The sequence below is a fragment of the Bacteroides neonati genome, assembly GCF_000499785.1.
Taxonomy (GTDB): Bacteria; Bacteroidota; Bacteroidia; order Bacteroidales; family Bacteroidaceae; genus Bacteroides; species Bacteroides neonati.
Map to the genome: position 1 here is coordinate 60,537 of NZ_HG726020.1, position 16,447 is coordinate 76,983.

At 46.2% G+C, this 16,447-nt stretch carries 16 protein-coding genes and 1 riboswitch; all 16 genes read right to left on the bottom strand.

Features of this window, described 5'->3' with window-relative positions:
• Nucleotides 1-47: 47 nt before the first annotated feature.
• On the bottom strand, nt 48-1,580 hold the full coding sequence (locus TY03_RS03315) for an acyl-CoA carboxylase subunit beta (RefSeq protein ID WP_042367446.1): 1,533 nt from the start codon (nt 1,578-1,580) through the stop codon (nt 48-50).
• A gap of 3 nt (nt 1,581-1,583) precedes the next feature.
• Nucleotides 1,584-2,099, bottom strand: coding sequence for a biotin/lipoyl-containing protein (locus tag TY03_RS03320; RefSeq protein WP_042367448.1), 516 nt, complete (start codon nt 2,097-2,099; stop codon nt 1,584-1,586).
• Nucleotides 2,100-2,115: 16 nt separating this feature from the next.
• Complete coding sequence (gene accC / locus TY03_RS03325) at nt 2,116-3,843, bottom strand: acetyl-CoA carboxylase biotin carboxylase subunit (RefSeq protein WP_230201882.1); 1,728 nt, start codon at nt 3,841-3,843, stop codon at nt 2,116-2,118.
• 67 nt (nt 3,844-3,910) lie between these two features.
• A riboswitch (cobalamin riboswitch) is annotated at nt 3,911-4,112 on the bottom strand.
• A gap of 100 nt (nt 4,113-4,212) precedes the next feature.
• The gene (locus TY03_RS03335) at nt 4,213-5,085 is read right to left on the bottom strand and encodes a F0F1 ATP synthase subunit gamma (RefSeq protein WP_042367452.1); all 873 of its coding nucleotides are present in this window, start codon (nt 5,083-5,085) and stop codon (nt 4,213-4,215) included.
• Nucleotides 5,086-5,106: 21 nt separating this feature from the next.
• Nucleotides 5,107-6,693, bottom strand: coding sequence for a F0F1 ATP synthase subunit alpha (gene atpA, locus TY03_RS03340; RefSeq protein ID WP_042367454.1), 1,587 nt, complete (start codon nt 6,691-6,693; stop codon nt 5,107-5,109).
• A gap of 2 nt (nt 6,694-6,695) precedes the next feature.
• Nucleotides 6,696-7,256 carry a F0F1 ATP synthase subunit delta gene (locus TY03_RS03345; RefSeq protein ID WP_042367455.1) on the bottom strand — a complete coding sequence of 187 codons (561 nt, stop codon included), beginning with the start codon at nt 7,254-7,256 and terminating at the stop codon, nt 6,696-6,698.
• 5 nt (nt 7,257-7,261) lie between these two features.
• A complete protein-coding gene (atpF, locus tag TY03_RS03350) occupies nt 7,262-7,759 on the bottom strand; it encodes a F0F1 ATP synthase subunit B (protein ID WP_042367457.1) in 498 nt (165 codons plus the stop codon).
• A 15-nt stretch (nt 7,760-7,774) separates the two neighbouring features.
• On the bottom strand, nt 7,775-8,032 hold the full coding sequence (atpE, locus tag TY03_RS03355; RefSeq protein WP_042367459.1) for an ATP synthase F0 subunit C: 258 nt from the start codon (nt 8,030-8,032) through the stop codon (nt 7,775-7,777).
• Nucleotides 8,033-8,052: 20 nt separating this feature from the next.
• On the bottom strand, nt 8,053-9,162 hold the full coding sequence (gene atpB / locus TY03_RS03360) for a F0F1 ATP synthase subunit A (protein ID WP_042367462.1): 1,110 nt from the start codon (nt 9,160-9,162) through the stop codon (nt 8,053-8,055).
• 2 nt (nt 9,163-9,164) lie between these two features.
• A complete protein-coding gene (locus tag TY03_RS03365) occupies nt 9,165-9,575 on the bottom strand; it encodes a hypothetical protein (protein ID WP_042367463.1) in 411 nt (136 codons plus the stop codon).
• Nucleotides 9,576-9,600: 25 nt separating this feature from the next.
• A complete protein-coding gene (atpC, locus tag TY03_RS03370) occupies nt 9,601-9,846 on the bottom strand; it encodes an ATP synthase F1 subunit epsilon (RefSeq protein ID WP_042367465.1) in 246 nt (81 codons plus the stop codon).
• A 24-nt stretch (nt 9,847-9,870) separates the two neighbouring features.
• Entirely contained in the window at nt 9,871-11,382 is a 1,512-nt protein-coding gene (gene atpD / locus TY03_RS03375; RefSeq protein WP_042367468.1) for a F0F1 ATP synthase subunit beta, read from the bottom strand.
• A 389-nt stretch (nt 11,383-11,771) separates the two neighbouring features.
• Nucleotides 11,772-12,989: a clostripain-related cysteine peptidase gene (locus TY03_RS03380; RefSeq protein WP_042367471.1), complete on the bottom strand. Its 1,218-nt coding sequence runs from the start codon at nt 12,987-12,989 to the stop codon at nt 11,772-11,774.
• A 32-nt stretch (nt 12,990-13,021) separates the two neighbouring features.
• Nucleotides 13,022-13,423: a hypothetical protein gene (locus TY03_RS03385; protein ID WP_042367473.1), complete on the bottom strand. Its 402-nt coding sequence runs from the start codon at nt 13,421-13,423 to the stop codon at nt 13,022-13,024.
• Between the two features lie 146 nt (nt 13,424-13,569).
• Nucleotides 13,570-14,430, bottom strand: coding sequence for a sigma-70 family RNA polymerase sigma factor (locus TY03_RS03390; RefSeq protein WP_042367475.1), 861 nt, complete (start codon nt 14,428-14,430; stop codon nt 13,570-13,572).
• Between the two features lie 170 nt (nt 14,431-14,600).
• Nucleotides 14,601-16,118 (bottom strand): Do family serine endopeptidase, encoded by a 1,518-nt coding sequence (locus TY03_RS03395; protein ID WP_042367477.1) that lies wholly within the window; start codon nt 16,116-16,118, stop codon nt 14,601-14,603.
• Nucleotides 16,119-16,447: the final 329 nt, after the last annotated feature.

The window sequence follows — 16,447 nt, forward strand, 5'->3', positions numbered from 1 at the left end:
TGTATTCCCGACGAATCACTTCGGCGGGAATACCACACATTGAACACTTACAACGGCATATTGCCGTGTTTCTTAGGCGGGTGGGTCTGGTTCTTGTTTTGAGCCATCTCCAACGCCCGAATAAGTTTCGAACGAGTCTGTCGGGGTAATATCACTTCATCGATAAAGCCCTGTTCGGCAGCTCGGTAAGGATTTGAGAACTGCTCTTTGTACTGCGTCATGGCAGCTTGACGCTCGCTATCGGAGTACTTCTTGTAGAGAATATTAACAGCTCCCTCCGCTCCCATCACGGCTATTTCGGCCATCGGATAAGCGAGATTTACATCCGACCCGGTGGTTTTGCTCGACATCACGATGTAGGCTCCTCCATAGGCCTTGCGGGTGATCAGGGTAATCTTGGGCACGGTGGCTTCTGCGTAAGCATACACAATTTTAGCTCCGTGGCGAATGATGCCGTTATGCTCCTGCGTGCATCCGGGAAGAAAGCCGGGCACGTCTTCGAACGTAATTAGAGGAATGTTAAAACAATCGCAAAAACGAATGAAGCGGGCAGCTTTGTCAGAAGCATCAATATCGAGCACACCGGCCAGATAGGCGGGTTGATTGGCCACAATACCCACCGAACGACCACCCAGACGGGCAAAACCAATCACGATGTTCTTGGCAAAATGGGGCATTACTTCGAAGAAATAATGATTGTCGACCACCGGCTCGATGATGTCCTTGATATCGTAGGGGATGTTGGGATCTTCGGGAATGATGGTTTGCAGCGACTCTTCTTCTCTGCGCGGATCGTCTCCGGTAGCCACAACGGGAGCATCTTCCATATTGTTGGAGGGGAGAAAGCTGAGCAGCTCGCGCAGACTCATCAGTGTCTCCTCTTCGGACAGGGAGAGAAAGTGAGCCACACCGCTTTTGCTGCTGTGCGTATAAGCACCACCCAGCTCTTCTTTGCCGACTTCTTCGTGGGTAACAGCTTTCACTACTTCGGGGCCGGTGATAAACATATGGCTCTGCTCTTTGACCATAAAGATAAAGTCGGTCAGTGCCGGTGAATAACAAGCTCCGCCTGCACACGGGCCGAGAATGGCAGATAGTTGAGGAATCACCCCCGAGGCAAGGGTGTTCTGACAGAAGATAGAGGCATAGCCCGACAGGCTCCCTACCCCCTCTTGTATGCGTGCTCCGCCGGAGTCGTTCAACGCAATGACAGGAGCACCGTTTTGCAGAGCCAACTGCTGTACTTTGACTATCTTGGCGGCATTGGTGGCACTCAACGTGCCTCCATAAACGGTAAAATCATAGGCATATACAAACACCTGTCTGCCGTCTATCTTACCGTAGCCGGACACAATGCCGTCGCCGGGGATATGGTTTTTGTCCATGCCGAAATCGGTACAACGATGCACCACAAACTTATCCAGTTCGGTAAACGACCCCTTATCGAGCAACATCTCAATGCGCTCGCGGGCTGTCATCCTGCCGCTGAGGTGCTGCTTTTCGATTCTCTCTGTGCCACCACCCAACGAGGCGAGGCGATCTAACTCTTCCAATGATTGGTATCTCTTTTCTATTTCCATCTTCTACGATTCTTTGATTATATCTAGCAACAACAACACTTGATTGCCGGCAACCGAATCTCCTTCGGCTACTGTTATCTCTTTGACCACGCACGGGGAGCTCACCTTGAAATTGCTTTGCATCTTCATGGCTTCGATCACCATAACGATCTCTCCTGCTTGTAGCCGATCGCCTACCTTGACCGGTATGCTGATTACTTTGCCGGGCATGGGCGAAATGATCTTGTCGTCCTGCCGCTCTTCGCCCCCCTTGCGCATACGCAAATAGCGTGCTTGGGAATCGACCAGGTTGATGTTGTACGAACGAAAGTGCGTATTCACCCGGTAACTCTTTCCATCCTCGCCACGAAGCAGTTCGGCATTGTAAGAGCGGTTGCGGTGTAGTATGGAGCAACTTCCGTTTTCGGCCATCGTAACATCGGCTTCGTAAACCACTCCGTCGATACTGACCTTTACCTTATTACCTTCTTTTTCGAGCAAAGAGACCTCCGCCACTCTGTTTCCTATATGTATTTCCATGAGTCGTTTTGTTTGTTTAAATTCGTAATACCCCTTTTTGCAGACCGAAAGCACGCCAACGGCTGATGGGGCGGTTGTCCGACAATTGGTTCAGGGATTTATTCTCTTCCAGATTCATGAGGTAGTCCATATACGCGGCAATCAAGGCAATGTTTTCCGTTTCCTCTTCCGGAACGGTCATGGCTACGTTGAGTGCTTCCTGATGTTTCTCTATAAAAAGTGTATCGTACTCACCCTTGACAAAATCGGTCGTATCCATGATGCGGCGCAGGTAGCCGATGTTGGTCTTGATACCGGCAATCTTGTACTCATAGAGTACACGCCTCATCCGCTCAATGGCATACTCACGGGTAGTAGCCCAGACGATGAGTTTACCGATCATCGGGTCGTAAAACAGGGGGATTTCGTACCCTTCATATACGTAGCTGTCTACCCGCACTCCGATACCGTTGGGTTCGCGCAGCAGACTGATTACTCCGGGGGCGGGCATAAAGTTATTTTCGGTATCTTCGGCACAGATACGGCATTCGATGGCGTGTCCGCGTTGCCTCAACTCTTCTTGCCAGAAGTGGAGCTTGTCGCCATTGGCTACGCAAATCTGCTCCTTCACCAAATCGACCCCGACCACCTCTTCGGTAATGGGATGTTCTACTTGCAAACGCGTATTCATCTCGAGAAAATAGAAGTTTCGCTCTTTGTCTACCAGAAACTCAATGGTTCCTGCTCCGATATAACCCACTGCCTTAGCAGCTGCCACGGCCTTCTCTCCCATCTTTTGTCTGAGCTGCGGGGTCAGGAAGGGCGAAGGGCTCTCTTCGATGATCTTCTGATTGCGACGCTGAACAGAACACTCGCGGTCGAAAAGATGCACCACATTGCCATGCATATCGCCCAGAATCTGAAACTCGATGTGATGGGGTTCTTCTACAAACTTCTCCAGATATACGGTATCGTCGCCAAAGGAGGACATGGATTCGGAACGGGCGGTTGTAAACGACTCTTCGACCTCCTCTTCGCAGCGAATGAGCCGCATACCTTTGCCTCCTCCACCCATAGAGGCTTTCAGCATCACGGGAAAGCCGATCTCGCGACACTTATCAATGGCTTCTTGTACGTTCGATAAGGGATGCTCAGTGCCCGGTACTACGGGAACACCGGCAGCAATCATCCGTTTTCGGGCAGCTATTTTATCGCCCATCGCCTCCATTGTCTCGGGGTCGGGACCAATAAAGAGAATGCCTTCGTTGCGACAGCAGTGGGCAAAGACAGCATTCTCGGACAGAAAGCCATAACCGGGATGTATGGCATCGGCGCGACTTATGCGGGCTACTTCGATTATCTTTTCGATATTCAAGTAGCTCTCTTTCGAAGCAGCCGGGCCAATCGGGTAGGCTTCGTCGGCATACATCACATGCTGAGCCGTACGGTCGGCTTCGGAAAAGACAGCAACCGTGCGTATGCCCATTTCACGACACGAACGCATAACACGCAGGGCTATTTCGCCCCGATTGGCAATCAATACTTTACGAATCTTCTTTTTTCGTTTAAAACCGGGATTTACTTCATGCACATAGAAGTATTTCTGAATAGTTTCCAAACAGTCGTGGCACAGACAGTTGGAAAAGTTGTCTTGCAAATAAGCACGTTGAAGTGCATCCATATGGATGGTTGCACACTGGCAAGATGCCATGGCATCGTGGTGGCAATCAAAGATTGCACTACAACGTGGACATACCTTTTTCATAGGCATTTCCTCTCATACATAATTAGTAGTTACTTTTTTCGTACTGCCTCCCTAACCCACGAGTAGAAACAGCCTTTGATGAATGGCAGGTCTTCTGACTAACTCCTCTCCCGAAGCCTTCCCGGTCTGTATACGACCAGTGGCAAAAGTGTGTTTCAGGATATTGAATGGAGCTTCACAGCAGCGGGACTGTTCGGGATTTACACCCGATTCCCTTTTAATCCGAATAACCGGAATGGATATACGGAACCAATTCGGGGGCAAAGATAAAGAAAAACTAATAGCCACCAACAGAAGAAACAAAAAAAAGCGGGAGCAACCATGATTCTACACACATGGTCGCTCCCGCTCTTCGCAGGGTGATACGAACTACTTCATCGAACCACCCATTATATCGAGCAATTCATTGGTAATGGTTTGCTGACGGGTTTTGTTGTATTGCTTCGTTAGCTCCTGAATCAGCTCGTTGGCATTGTCGGTAGCTATTTGCATAGCCATCACGCGCGCCGCATGCTCCGAGGCATTCGAATCTACAGCAGCCGTAAATATCTGCTGACACAGCACAGTGGGGATCAAATCGGCAATCACTCGCTCGGCCGAAGGCTCGATGATGTAATCGTTGACCAGCTCCCGGTCTGTATGCTCTTTCGGAATACGAGTCAGGTCGATAGGCAGGTATCGTTCGCAAAGAAGCAGTTGCACACCCGACGATTTGAAGTGATGATAAATCAAATCTACCCGGTCAATTTCTTTATCTAGATACATAGCCATGAGCTTTTCGGCCAAGGCAGACGCTTCGGCATAAGAGGGTTTTTCGGCTAATATCTGGTAACTTCCTTGCGGCACAAAGCCCATCTTCTTCGATGCATCCTCTATCTTACGACCAATGGGAAAGATCAGTATATTGTCCTGCCCCAACTTCCGGTATTCGCCTACGGTTTGCAGCAGCATACGATGCACATTGGCATTGTAAGCACCACACAACGAGCTATTCGACGAAAAGGCCACAATAGCTACCCGCTTCACCTCCCGCTCAACGATAAAGGGCGACTCGACAGGCAGATCGGCACTAAGGAAATTAGTCATGATTTGATTCAATTTCTGCTGATAAGGCAACATATTCTCGATGGCTCCCTGCGCTTTATGCAATTTGGCAGAAGCCACCATCTTCATTGCTGAAGTGATTTTTCGGGTATTTTGTACCGAAGTTATTCTGGTTTTTACTTCTTTGAGTGAAGCCATGATACATTAAGGATTAAGACATTAGCCATTGACCGTTTTGGCTGCCATTACGGCGGTCTCTTCGATCAATCGCTCTACATCGGGATTAATAACACCTGTTTTCAGCACATCGAGTACATCGTTCTGATGATTCAAGGCGAGAATCTCCTGAAAATTCCGTTCGAAATCTTCGACCTTATCGAGCGGTACATTGCGAAGCAAACCGTGTGTGCCACAGTAAAGAATAGCAATCTGTTTCTCGACAGGCACAGGGCTGTATTGCGGCTGTACCAACAAGCGGGCATTCTTTTGTCCTTTATCGATGGTCAGTGCTGTAACCGGATCCATATCGCCGCTAAACTTCGAGAAGGCTTCGAGCTCGCGGAACTGAGCCTGATCTATCTTCAGCGTTCCGGCTACGGTTTTCATGGCTTTGATTTGCGCATTACCACCCACACGAGACACAGAGATACCCACATTAATAGCCGGACGGTTGCCTTGATTGAACAGGTCTGTATCCAAGAAAATCTGTCCGTCGGTAATCGAAATTACGTTGGTAGGAATATAAGCCGATACGTCGCCTGCCTGCGTTTCGATGATGGGAAGTGCGGTAAGCGATCCTCCTCCTTTCACCAAGTGACGGATGCTTTCGGGCAAATCGTTCATCTCGCGGGCTACCTCTTCTTGATTGATAATCTTGGCTGCACGCTCCAACAAACGGGAATGTAGGTAGAAGATATCGCCCGGGTAGGCTTCGCGCCCCGAGGGACGACGAAGAATCAACGAAACCTCGCGATAAGAAACGGCTTGCTTGGAAAGGTCGTCGTAGACCACCAATGCATCGCGACCGGTATCGCGGAAGAACTCGCCAATGGCTGCTCCGGCAAAGGGAGAAAAGTATTGCAAAGCAGCCGGATCGCCTGCCGTAGCAGCTACTACTACCGTATAATCCATGGCTCCGTATTGACGCAGGGTGTTGACGATAGAGGCTACCGTAGAACCTTTCTGACCCGTGGCTACATAGATACAGTAAACCGGCTTGCCTGCTTCGTAGTTGGCTCGCTGATTGATAATGGTATCGATGGCAATGGCTGTCTTTCCGGTTTGACGGTCGCCGATAATCAACTCGCGCTGTCCGCGGCCGATCGGAATCATGGCGTCGATCGCCTTCAATCCTGTTTGCAAAGGTTGGTTTACCGGCTGCCTGAAGATGACTCCCGGTGCCTTGCGTTCGAGAGGCATCTCATAGAGTTTACCACCAATGGCTCCTTTGCCGTCGAGTGGTTCGCCCAATGGGTCGATTACACGTCCGAGCATCCCCTCGCCTACATGAATCGAAGCGATTCGTTTGGTACGCTTTACCACAAAGCCCTCTTTGATTTTATCGGTCGGTCCCAGCAATACGGCACCCACATTGTCTTCTTCGAGGTTCATCACAATGGCTTTGATGCCGTTGTCGAATTCGAGCAATTCATTTGCTTCGGCATTTCGCAGTCCGTAGATACGTGCTACGCCATCGCTGACTTGCAATACCGTACCTATCTCATCGAGCTGTATGCGGGTGTCGATACCCTCAAGCTGCCGACGCAAAATGTCGGATACTTCGCTTACTTTTATATTTTCTGACATGACTATACAATTCTTTTGTTCTTATCAATAAATTGTTGTTTCACTCGCTTCAATTGCGTAGCAATGCTGGCATCGAGCCGGAAATCGTTAATATCAAAGATAAATCCACCTTCGATAGAGGGATCGACCACCGTACTCAGCTCCATCCGAACATGGAGCGCATGAGCGGCTGTTTCGCGAATACGCTCTTCGGTCTCTTTGTTGACCGGCACAGCAGTGGTTAGTTTGCCCACACCGATATGCTTCAGCTTGCGATACAGGTCGATGTACATCAGGCACATGAACTGAAGATAGCCTTCGCGCTTTTGCCGAAGCACCAAACTGACGAAGCGGGTAAACTCCCGGCACGACGGCTGATCGCCATCGGCAGCCGTACAGATAAGCGAAAATTTCTCCTTCAGCTCAAGGATAGGACTATCGAGTGCCTCGCGCAAACCGGGTTCCAGCAGAAAGGAATAACTCAGCACCTGGCATTCGTCATAGATCCTGTCTTCGACCTTTTTCTCTTTGGCATACTCCATAAGAGCCTTTGCATAACGCATTGAGATGATTCCTACTTCCATATTCGTTAGTTCTTATTCATCACTTCGTCGAGCATCCGATCAATCATATCCATCTGCTCGTCTGTTTCGTTCAAATTCTTGCGAATTACCTTCTCTGCAATATCCACCGATAGAACGGCTACCTGACGACGTATGTCACGAATGGCATCCTCCTTCTCCTTCTGAATCTGCAACTTGGCTTCATCCAGTTCTTTCTGTCCGGCTATCGTCGCTTGCGAGCGAGCTTCGTGAATAATTTTATCACGCTCCTGCATGGCCTCTTTCATAATCCGTCCCTGCTCCTTGTTAGCGGCAGCTATGATCGCATTGCCTTCTGCTTTGAGTTGCAGTAGCTGTGCGTTGGCTTGGCGGGCAACTTCCAATGACTGATCGATGTATGTCTTACGCCCTTCTACCATCTTGACAATGACAGGAAAGCCATACTTCGCCAATATAATGAACACAATGCCGAATACGAGAAGCGTCCAGAATATCAAACCGGTATCGGGTAGTAACAATGACATAGGCGTTTTTAATTTTTATAAAAAGAGTACTAACAAACAAACAACCAAGGCAAGCAGTGCCACACCTTCGACCAAGGCCGCCGCGATAATCATATTCATACGAATATCGCCCGAGGCTTCGGGCTGGCGTGCAATACCTTCCATAGCCGACCCACCAATTTTACCAATACCGATACCTGCACCGATAACAGCCATACCGGCTCCGATAGCAGCACCCAGTTTACTCAATCCTACTCCAGCTGCAACAGCTTGCAATAATACAGTTAGTAACATAATTTTCTGTTTTAAATTGTTTATATTTCTATTTTTTCTTTTTCATGTTTACTCTCTTGTGCCAGACCGATAAACACGGCCGACAACATGGTGAATACGTACGCCTGAATGAAAGCTACCAACAGTTCGAGTATATTCATAAACAGGTTGAAGAACACAGAGGCTACCGTAAGCGACCCGTTGATAACAGGCCCCATACTGGCCGATATAAAGATAAGGCTCGTAAGCACCAACATAGCCATATGACCCGAAAGCATATTGGCGAACAGACGAATCATCAAGGCAAACGGTTTGGTAAAGACACCAAACAGTTCGATGAACGGCATCATAGGTATAGGAACTTTGAGCCACCAAGGCACATCGGGCCAAAAGATTTCACGCCAATAGGTACGTGTTCCGAAAAGGTTGACCGCCACAAACGTGAACAGAGCCAATACCAACGTAATGGAGATATTTCCCGTTACATTCGCTCCTCCGGGAAAGATGGGAATCAGCCCCATGATGTTATTGATAAATATAAAGAAAAAAGCGGTGAGCAAATAAGGTGCAAATTTCTTATAGTTAGGACCAGCACAGCTTTTTATGACATCATCGTGCACCATCATGATAAACATCTCCATGAATCCGACAAAGCCGCCGGGAGCCCATGCTCCTTGTTCGCGCTTGCGATACCATTGGGCTACCCCCAAGATGATAACCAGCAACAAGGTGCTATTGATAAGCAAGGCAAGGGTTATCTTGGTGATGGATATATCAAACGGACGAACCCACTCGCCCGATGCTGTTTGCTCAACCAGCTTTCCTTCGTACTTAGCTCCTTCGGGGGCAATCGAGAAACCCTCGTAGCTTCCTCCGTTTTCCTCGAGACGAGACGAAAGAAACGTATGCCATCCGCTTGTGCTACTATACACAATAATGGGTAGAGGAATAACAATGGCCGTATGTCCGATGTCGGTAATGTGCCACTCATACGAATCGCCAATGTGCCCGAAAACAATCTCTTTGACATTGACCTCGTTTTTCTGCTGATTAACGCTATCGGTAGCAGCCACCTCTTGTGCCTGAACAGACAAAGTAAAAAGTGTCAGAACAAAAGCCAAGCCAAGTGTGATATAACGCAACTGTTTCATACTTATTTCATTTCTTTATTTAACTTCTTGTTTCGCTCGAAAGCGAAAAAGAACCAGCTTTCATAAATCAAATAGCTTACATAGAAGACGGCAAACGTTATCAAAAACACGATAGCCGTCTGTGGAGCAACCATACAATAAACGATGAGTAGTAGCACGGAGAGAATCAATTTCATCATCTTCATTCCCATAAACAACATCACCATCCGGTTAGGAGCCCGACGCCGACAAGCCTCGAATGCGAAAATGAAGAGAAGCCCACACAGATAAAAGTAGGCCGGTATCAACGGATATGCTCCAAAGTAACGACTGGGAGCGATGTTTTGTAAAACCGCACCTCCTACTCCCCCCAATAACAGTGTAATGACTGTAAGGGAAATAAGAAATCTACGTTTTGTATTACTTATACTCATGAATGATTATCTCCTTTTGAGTTTCTCATGAAATGCAAACAGTTGCCTCTTCATTGCTCATCTCTACAAAGCCGCCATGAATGTCGAGCGTATGCTCTTCGCCCTCGATGGTAACATAGCTCACCACTCCTGACTGCAAAGACGAAACAATAGGCGCATGGTGAGGCAAGATAGAGAACGTGCCCATCGTTCCGGGAAGCGTAACACTTTTCACTTCTCCTTCAAACACCTTCTTCTCGGGCGATACAATACTAAGTTCCATACGATGCATTTATTAAATCGACACGAATTGACATTATACTTGTTGAAGCAACTTTTTACCCTTCTCAATGGCTTCCTCAATGGTTCCTACATTCAAGAAGGCAGATTCGGGCAAATAATCAACCTCTCCGTCCAGAATCATACGAAAACCTTTGATAGTATCTTCGATGGCAACCATGGCTCCGGGTACACCGGTAAATTGTTCGGCCACAGTAAAGGGTTGAGAGAGGAAACGCTGTACACGCCGGGCTCTGTTTACGACCTGACGATCTGCGTCGGATAACTCTTCCATACCCAAAATGGATATAATATCCTGCAACTCTTTGTTTCGTTGTAAAATCTGTTTCACACGTTGAGCGGTATCGTAGTGATCTTGCCCAACGATATGCGGATCAAGAATACGCGATGTTGATTCCAGTGGGTCTACAGCCGGGTAAATACCCAATTCGGTAATTTTACGACTCAGCACCGTAGTGGCATCCAAGTGGGTAAATGTGGTAGCAGGTGCAGGGTCGGTTAAGTCGTCGGCAGGCACATATACTGCTTGAACCGAAGTGATCGATCCTTTGCGAGTAGAGGTAATACGTTCCTGCATGGCTCCCATTTCGGTAGCCAGTGTAGGTTGATAACCAACGGCCGAGGGCATACGTCCCAACAAAGCCGACACCTCCGAACCGGCCTGTGTAAAGCGAAAAATGTTATCAATAAAGAACAAGATATCACGAGCACCCGATTCGGAACCCATATCGCGGAAAGATTCGGCAACTGTCAGCCCAGAAAGAGCAACCGAGGCACGTGCACCGGGAGGTTCGTTCATCTGCCCGAAGACAAGCGTTGCCTGCGACTTTTCTACTTCGCTGTAATCAACTGTCGACAAGTCCCACTCCCCCTCTTCCATTCCTTTCTTAAAGGCTTCGCCATAGCGAATTACACCGGAACCAATCATTTCGCGCAACAGGTCATTACCCTCACGCGTACGTTCTCCTACTCCGGCAAAAACGGAAAATCCGTTGTGTTTCTTGGCTATGTTATTGATAAGCTCCATGATAAGTACGGTCTTGCCTACACCGGCACCACCAAACAAACCGATTTTACCTCCTTTTGAGTAAGGTTCAAGTAGGTCGATCACCTTAATACCGGTAAACAACACCTCTTGCACAGTCGTTAAATCTTCAAACTTAGGGGGATCACGGTGAATAGAATAAGCACCTGCACGGCTAAGGTCTTTCATGCCATCAATAGAGTCGCCCACGACATTCATGAGCCGTCCTTTGATCTGTTCGCCTATCGGCATGGTGATGGGTCCACCTGTCAAATAAACTTTCATACCTCGCTGAAGCCCGTCGGTACTATCCATGGCTACGGTTCGCACCGTATTTTCGCCAATATGTTGCTGTACCTCTACAATCAGTATCTTGCCATTTGGCCTTTTTATCTCTAGTGCATCGTGAATACTGGGTAGGATCAATTCTATCTCGCTACCTTCAAAATACACATCGACCACAGGTCCAATTACCTGAGATATATGTCCAATAATCTGTGACATAAGCAATCAATTTATATATTGTTTTCTAAATTCGTAGTTAGGCAAGTCGCGTTTTTACCAAATATACTGATAACATAACGTTTGGCGAAAAGTTTTGTTCATTCAAGCAAATAAAGAGTAAAACCTACCAACGTCGCAAATGTAATCAAAAAGCAGTGCCAATGTTCTGATTTTCTTTTTTTTCATCTATGCTAACATTCATTAGATCGGAATATTCAACGAAAAAGGTTGTATAAACAACAGATAGATTTGATAATACGAGATAAAAAGAGCCGGAAGTTGATTTGTGAAAAGATGTAGTGTGCTGAAAATAAAAATGCTACATATTTTCGGAAAAGACGCAACGCATTTTACCAAAAGATGTAGCATATTTTTAGATAAGAAAAGTATTAGTTCATCATAGCCCTATACCATAAAAGCTTTTTATAATAAGCATCCTGAGACGCTGTACCACTACCCAATATGTAAATAGAAACACCCGTGTAGCCAGTCATAGAAAACATCTCTCCACGTCCCCAGAAATCAGTAACATAATTCTTGGGAGTCGTTTTTTTGTAGACTACTGCAGCATCATAAGCCGCCTTCCAATTCTGAAAAGCAGGAGTATTGCCTGTAATAGTCTTCACCACGCCCTCCATATCGAAATAGATTTTCTCACGAAGCGGGTCGTAACACAAAATACCGGACTGATTGATGGAGGGTTGCGAGTAGATGGATAAATCACGGGTAGCACTTGCCAGCGCATCCAGCTTACTGCTTTGAAGCACAGCTATAGAAACGCCGCCTGTCCAGTTAGCATTTGACATCCCCACACCTCCATTGTACTTTTGCTCATAGAAATCATAATAAGCCCCAGCAACTGATAATGCAGGATTAGTAGCAGCAAAGAGCGCAGGAACTACTGCTTGATAGGGAGCACCCGGACCCGGTATTTCGGTTGGGGAACCGATGAAGTAGTCGGCACAATCTCGTAGCTCGTATGCCACTTCGACAGACTGCATATAACAAGCATCAAAAAGCAAATAATCCAATCTTGGAACAGATTTTAGCACTGTATGCAAATCATCAATATTAAGTCGCTTATCTGCTGAGCCATTATTTGTATCCTGTCCTATCCAGCGTGTATTGATACGCGAACTACTAGTAACAGGAGGGGCAGGAATCCAACCATCACCATGCGACCACAAAACAAGTCCATAGCTTTTTGCCGGAAAATTATCGAAAGTATAAGTAAAGACTTCCTCCATTTCGCTTACACCCACCGAGTTTCGGGTTATTGAATAAGATTGAATCGTATCTTTTATGATCTGATTATCCGTATTGCGACAAATACGAATAAGCTGGGGGGCAACTCCTTTGCGATCGATATACACAATCAGATTGTTTAGACTAGTATTGACATCTTTGATCCCGTCGAGCATTTCATTTAGATCGGTTGTAGCAAAGGATGTCAACGAGTTATCACCCAGGACATAAGCCAATACAGTACGATCGGCCACCTCAGGTGGACGGGCGGGTGTAGGAGGTTCCGGAATATCAGAATTGTGCCCACATGCGCAAAACACGCTCATTATACACAGAAATACAGCAGTTCTTTTCAGTTTCATAGGAGCAAGCATAAATTATTATAACGCTTTTATCACTCTTCTGGTTTTGTAAAATGAAATTTTTCGCTATTTACTTTCTCCAAAACAGCCGTTTTATTCTTCTTATACTTATTCATCATCTTTGAAGCCTCCTTTTCAAGTTTGCTTTTATTCTCTGAGAAGTAAATCATACAGGTACGATTGGGTTTGTTCATGTCAAGTTCCAGAAAGTTTTTCAGCTGGTAGCTATATAATTCGCGCTGGGGCAAGAAGCCGTTTTTATCTAGGTGAATGCTATCGAGTAGTTGAATTGCAGTATAATAAACCACCGTGTCGGTAAAAGAGGCCGATATACCAAAAGCATAAACGGGTTTAGGAGCACCTTTTTTCAAAGAAAAAGCAGAGCACAGAGTGAATATACATGCAATCGCTACTAGTATTTTTACGTATTTCATAATCTAATAAGTTAATATGTTGCGACAAAGGTAGCAAAAAAAATGAATTAAAAAAGAAAATCCGTATAAGTACCTCTTTTTAGCAACGAAGCTAAAAGAAGTTCCTTAAACGGATTCCATTCTTTTTCGAAAACTGATATATCGACTTATCCCAAGTACGATTTGAGCAATTTACTACGATTACTTTGTCTTAATCTTCTGATTGCTTTTTCTTTAATCTGGCGAACGCGCTCACGTGTGAGGCCAAACTTATCGCCGATTTCTTCTAATGTCATTTCTTGTTGTCCGATACCGAAAAACATCTGTATGATTTCTTTTTCCCTATCGGTTAACGTAGAAAGAGCTCTATCAATTTCCCTCGCAAGAGACTCATTAACCAGAGAACGGTCCGCCATAGGCGAATCGTCATTGACTAACACATCCAGCAAACTGTTGTCTTCTCCCTCTACAAAAGGAGCATCGACCGAAATATGACGGCCCGACACTTTCAATGTATCAGAGATCTTATCAACCGGAATATCTAATTCGTCGGCCAACTCCTCAGGAGATGGGCGTCGCTCGTTTTCCTGCTCGAATTTAGAGAAGGCTTTGCTGATTTTATTCAACGAACCTACCTGATTCAGCGGAAGGCGGACGATACGCGACTGTTCTGCAAGAGCTTGCAGAATAGACTGACGAATCCACCACACAGCATAACTGATAAATTTAAATCCACGTGTCTCATCAAACTTTTCGGCAGCCTTAATCAGTCCTAAATTGCCCTCGTTAATCAAGTCGGGCAGACTCAAACCTTGATTCTGGTACTGTTTGGCTACGGATACGACGAAACGCAGATTGGCACGTGTCAATTTTTCTAATGCTACACGGTCTCCTTTGCGAATGCGTTGAGCGAGTTCTACCTCTTCTTCCACAGTAATGAGGTCTTCACGACCGATTTCCTGTAGATACTTATCAAGAGATGCACTCTCTCTGTTAGTGATACTTTTGGTAATCTTTAGTTGTCTCATTCTTATAAAACAGATTTGGAGTGCAAAGTTACGATAATTTATTCGTTAACGAACAATCTTGCCATAACTTTCTCACCATTATTTTCACTATAGAAACAAAAAAGGACGCCGACTAGTTGATGAACGACGTCCTTTTTCACTTTCCTTCGTTCGATTTAGGAGTTCATGTGTTATTCCTGACTCAAATCGACAGCATAGTTGGCACGTTTACCCGAAGGGAACATACCGGTAAGGAACAACACCTGCTCGGGAGACTTCACAGCGGCTTTCAAAACCTCTTCCAAATCGCTCACTTTACGCAAGGGTTGGCCGTTGGCTTTTAAGATAATAAATCCTTTGCGAATACCTGCTTCGCCCATCTTACCACCGCTTACGCCGGTTACTTCAACACCATAACCCAGGTTGAGTTGCTTCTTAAGATCGGCTGGAACTTCTCTGAATGCAGCACCGAGAATATCCATGCCTGCATCTTTTACAATTTTGGTCGTACCTTGCTCGTTCTTCAGGGTAATTACTACATCTTTCTCTTTTTTATCGCGAACAAGCTTCACGGTTACCTTATCCCCCGGACGGTGTTTAGCCAACGCTTCCTGTAAGTCGGCAAAGGTACGCACCTTCTTGCCGTCAATACCCACAATCACATCATCTACCTTCACATCGGCACCGGCTGCAGAACCACCTTCCACTACTTCGGCAATCAACACACCGTCGACAACACCCAGTTCTTTGGCTTTCTTTTGCAGCTCTTTGGTAAACTCTTCGCCCATATAGCGGTCGTTGGCAAGCGAACTACCTTTGATTCCCAATAGGGCACGCTGCACGGTTCCGAATTGTTTCAAGTCGGCAACTACCTTGGTCATGATACTGGTAGGAATGGCAAAGCCATATCCTGCATAAGCACCGGTGGGCGACGAAAGCATGGCGTTAATACCTACCAGCTCGCCCTTGGCGTTGACCAATGCACCACCACTATTCCCTTGATTAATGGCAGCATCGGTTTGAATAAACGATTCAATACCACCGCTGGCACCCAAAGAGCGTGCTTTGGCACTTACAATACCGGCTGTTACCGTAGAGGTTAGGTTGAACGGGTTACCTACTGCCAATACCCATTCGCCCACTTTCAAGGCATCCGAATCGCCCACAGGAACGGTAGGAAGATCGTCTTCTTCAATTTTAATCAAAGCAAGGTCGGTATTGGGGTCTGTACCAATGACACGGCCTTTGAACTCACGATTATCGTTCAGCTTTACACTGATCTCGTCGGCACCGTCAATCACATGGTTATTGGTCACGATGTATCCGTCTTTCGAGATAATAACACCCGAACCAAAACCCACACGGGGTTGCGCCTGTACCTGTTGGCGTTGTCCGCCACGTCCTCCGAAGAAGAAATCGAAGATATCCATTTCGCCACCTTGCTGTGCCTGCATTTTGGCTAATTGAGTAGACTTTATATGTACCACCGCATGCAAAGAGTTCTCGGCTGCCTGTGTAAAATCGACCGGTTGAGCCTGCATAGCACTATAGGCAGCAGCCCGCACATTAGGATTCTGGGCAAACATCTCATTGTAAGACTGCTCATTACTATCCGAGCGTGTGAGGCTATAGGTAGTAAGTCCGGCAACACTTGCACTAAGCAGAACAATTGCTCCTACTCCAAGGATTTTCTTTGTTGTTTGTTTCATATTACTTTATTCTTTTTAAATTGTTAATATTCTGTTTTCGTTTAACACTTACGACGTTAAAATAACGACAAAAATCAATCACTTATTCTCCTTGTCATTCTTTTTTGTCCTCTTTTAACAAGGTGTAGCAACTGATTAACAGCGGTTAACGGCAACGACTGACAAATTAGCATTCGTTTCTCTTGTTTGGCGGACTTATTTGCCAATTTAGTCAGCACGTAGCAAGAGAAAACACATGCTTTATAACAATTTTAAGAATACTCATACCTTCTTATATTTGATTCAAAAAAAAGAGCGTACACTTAACATCACGCTAAATGTACGCCAAC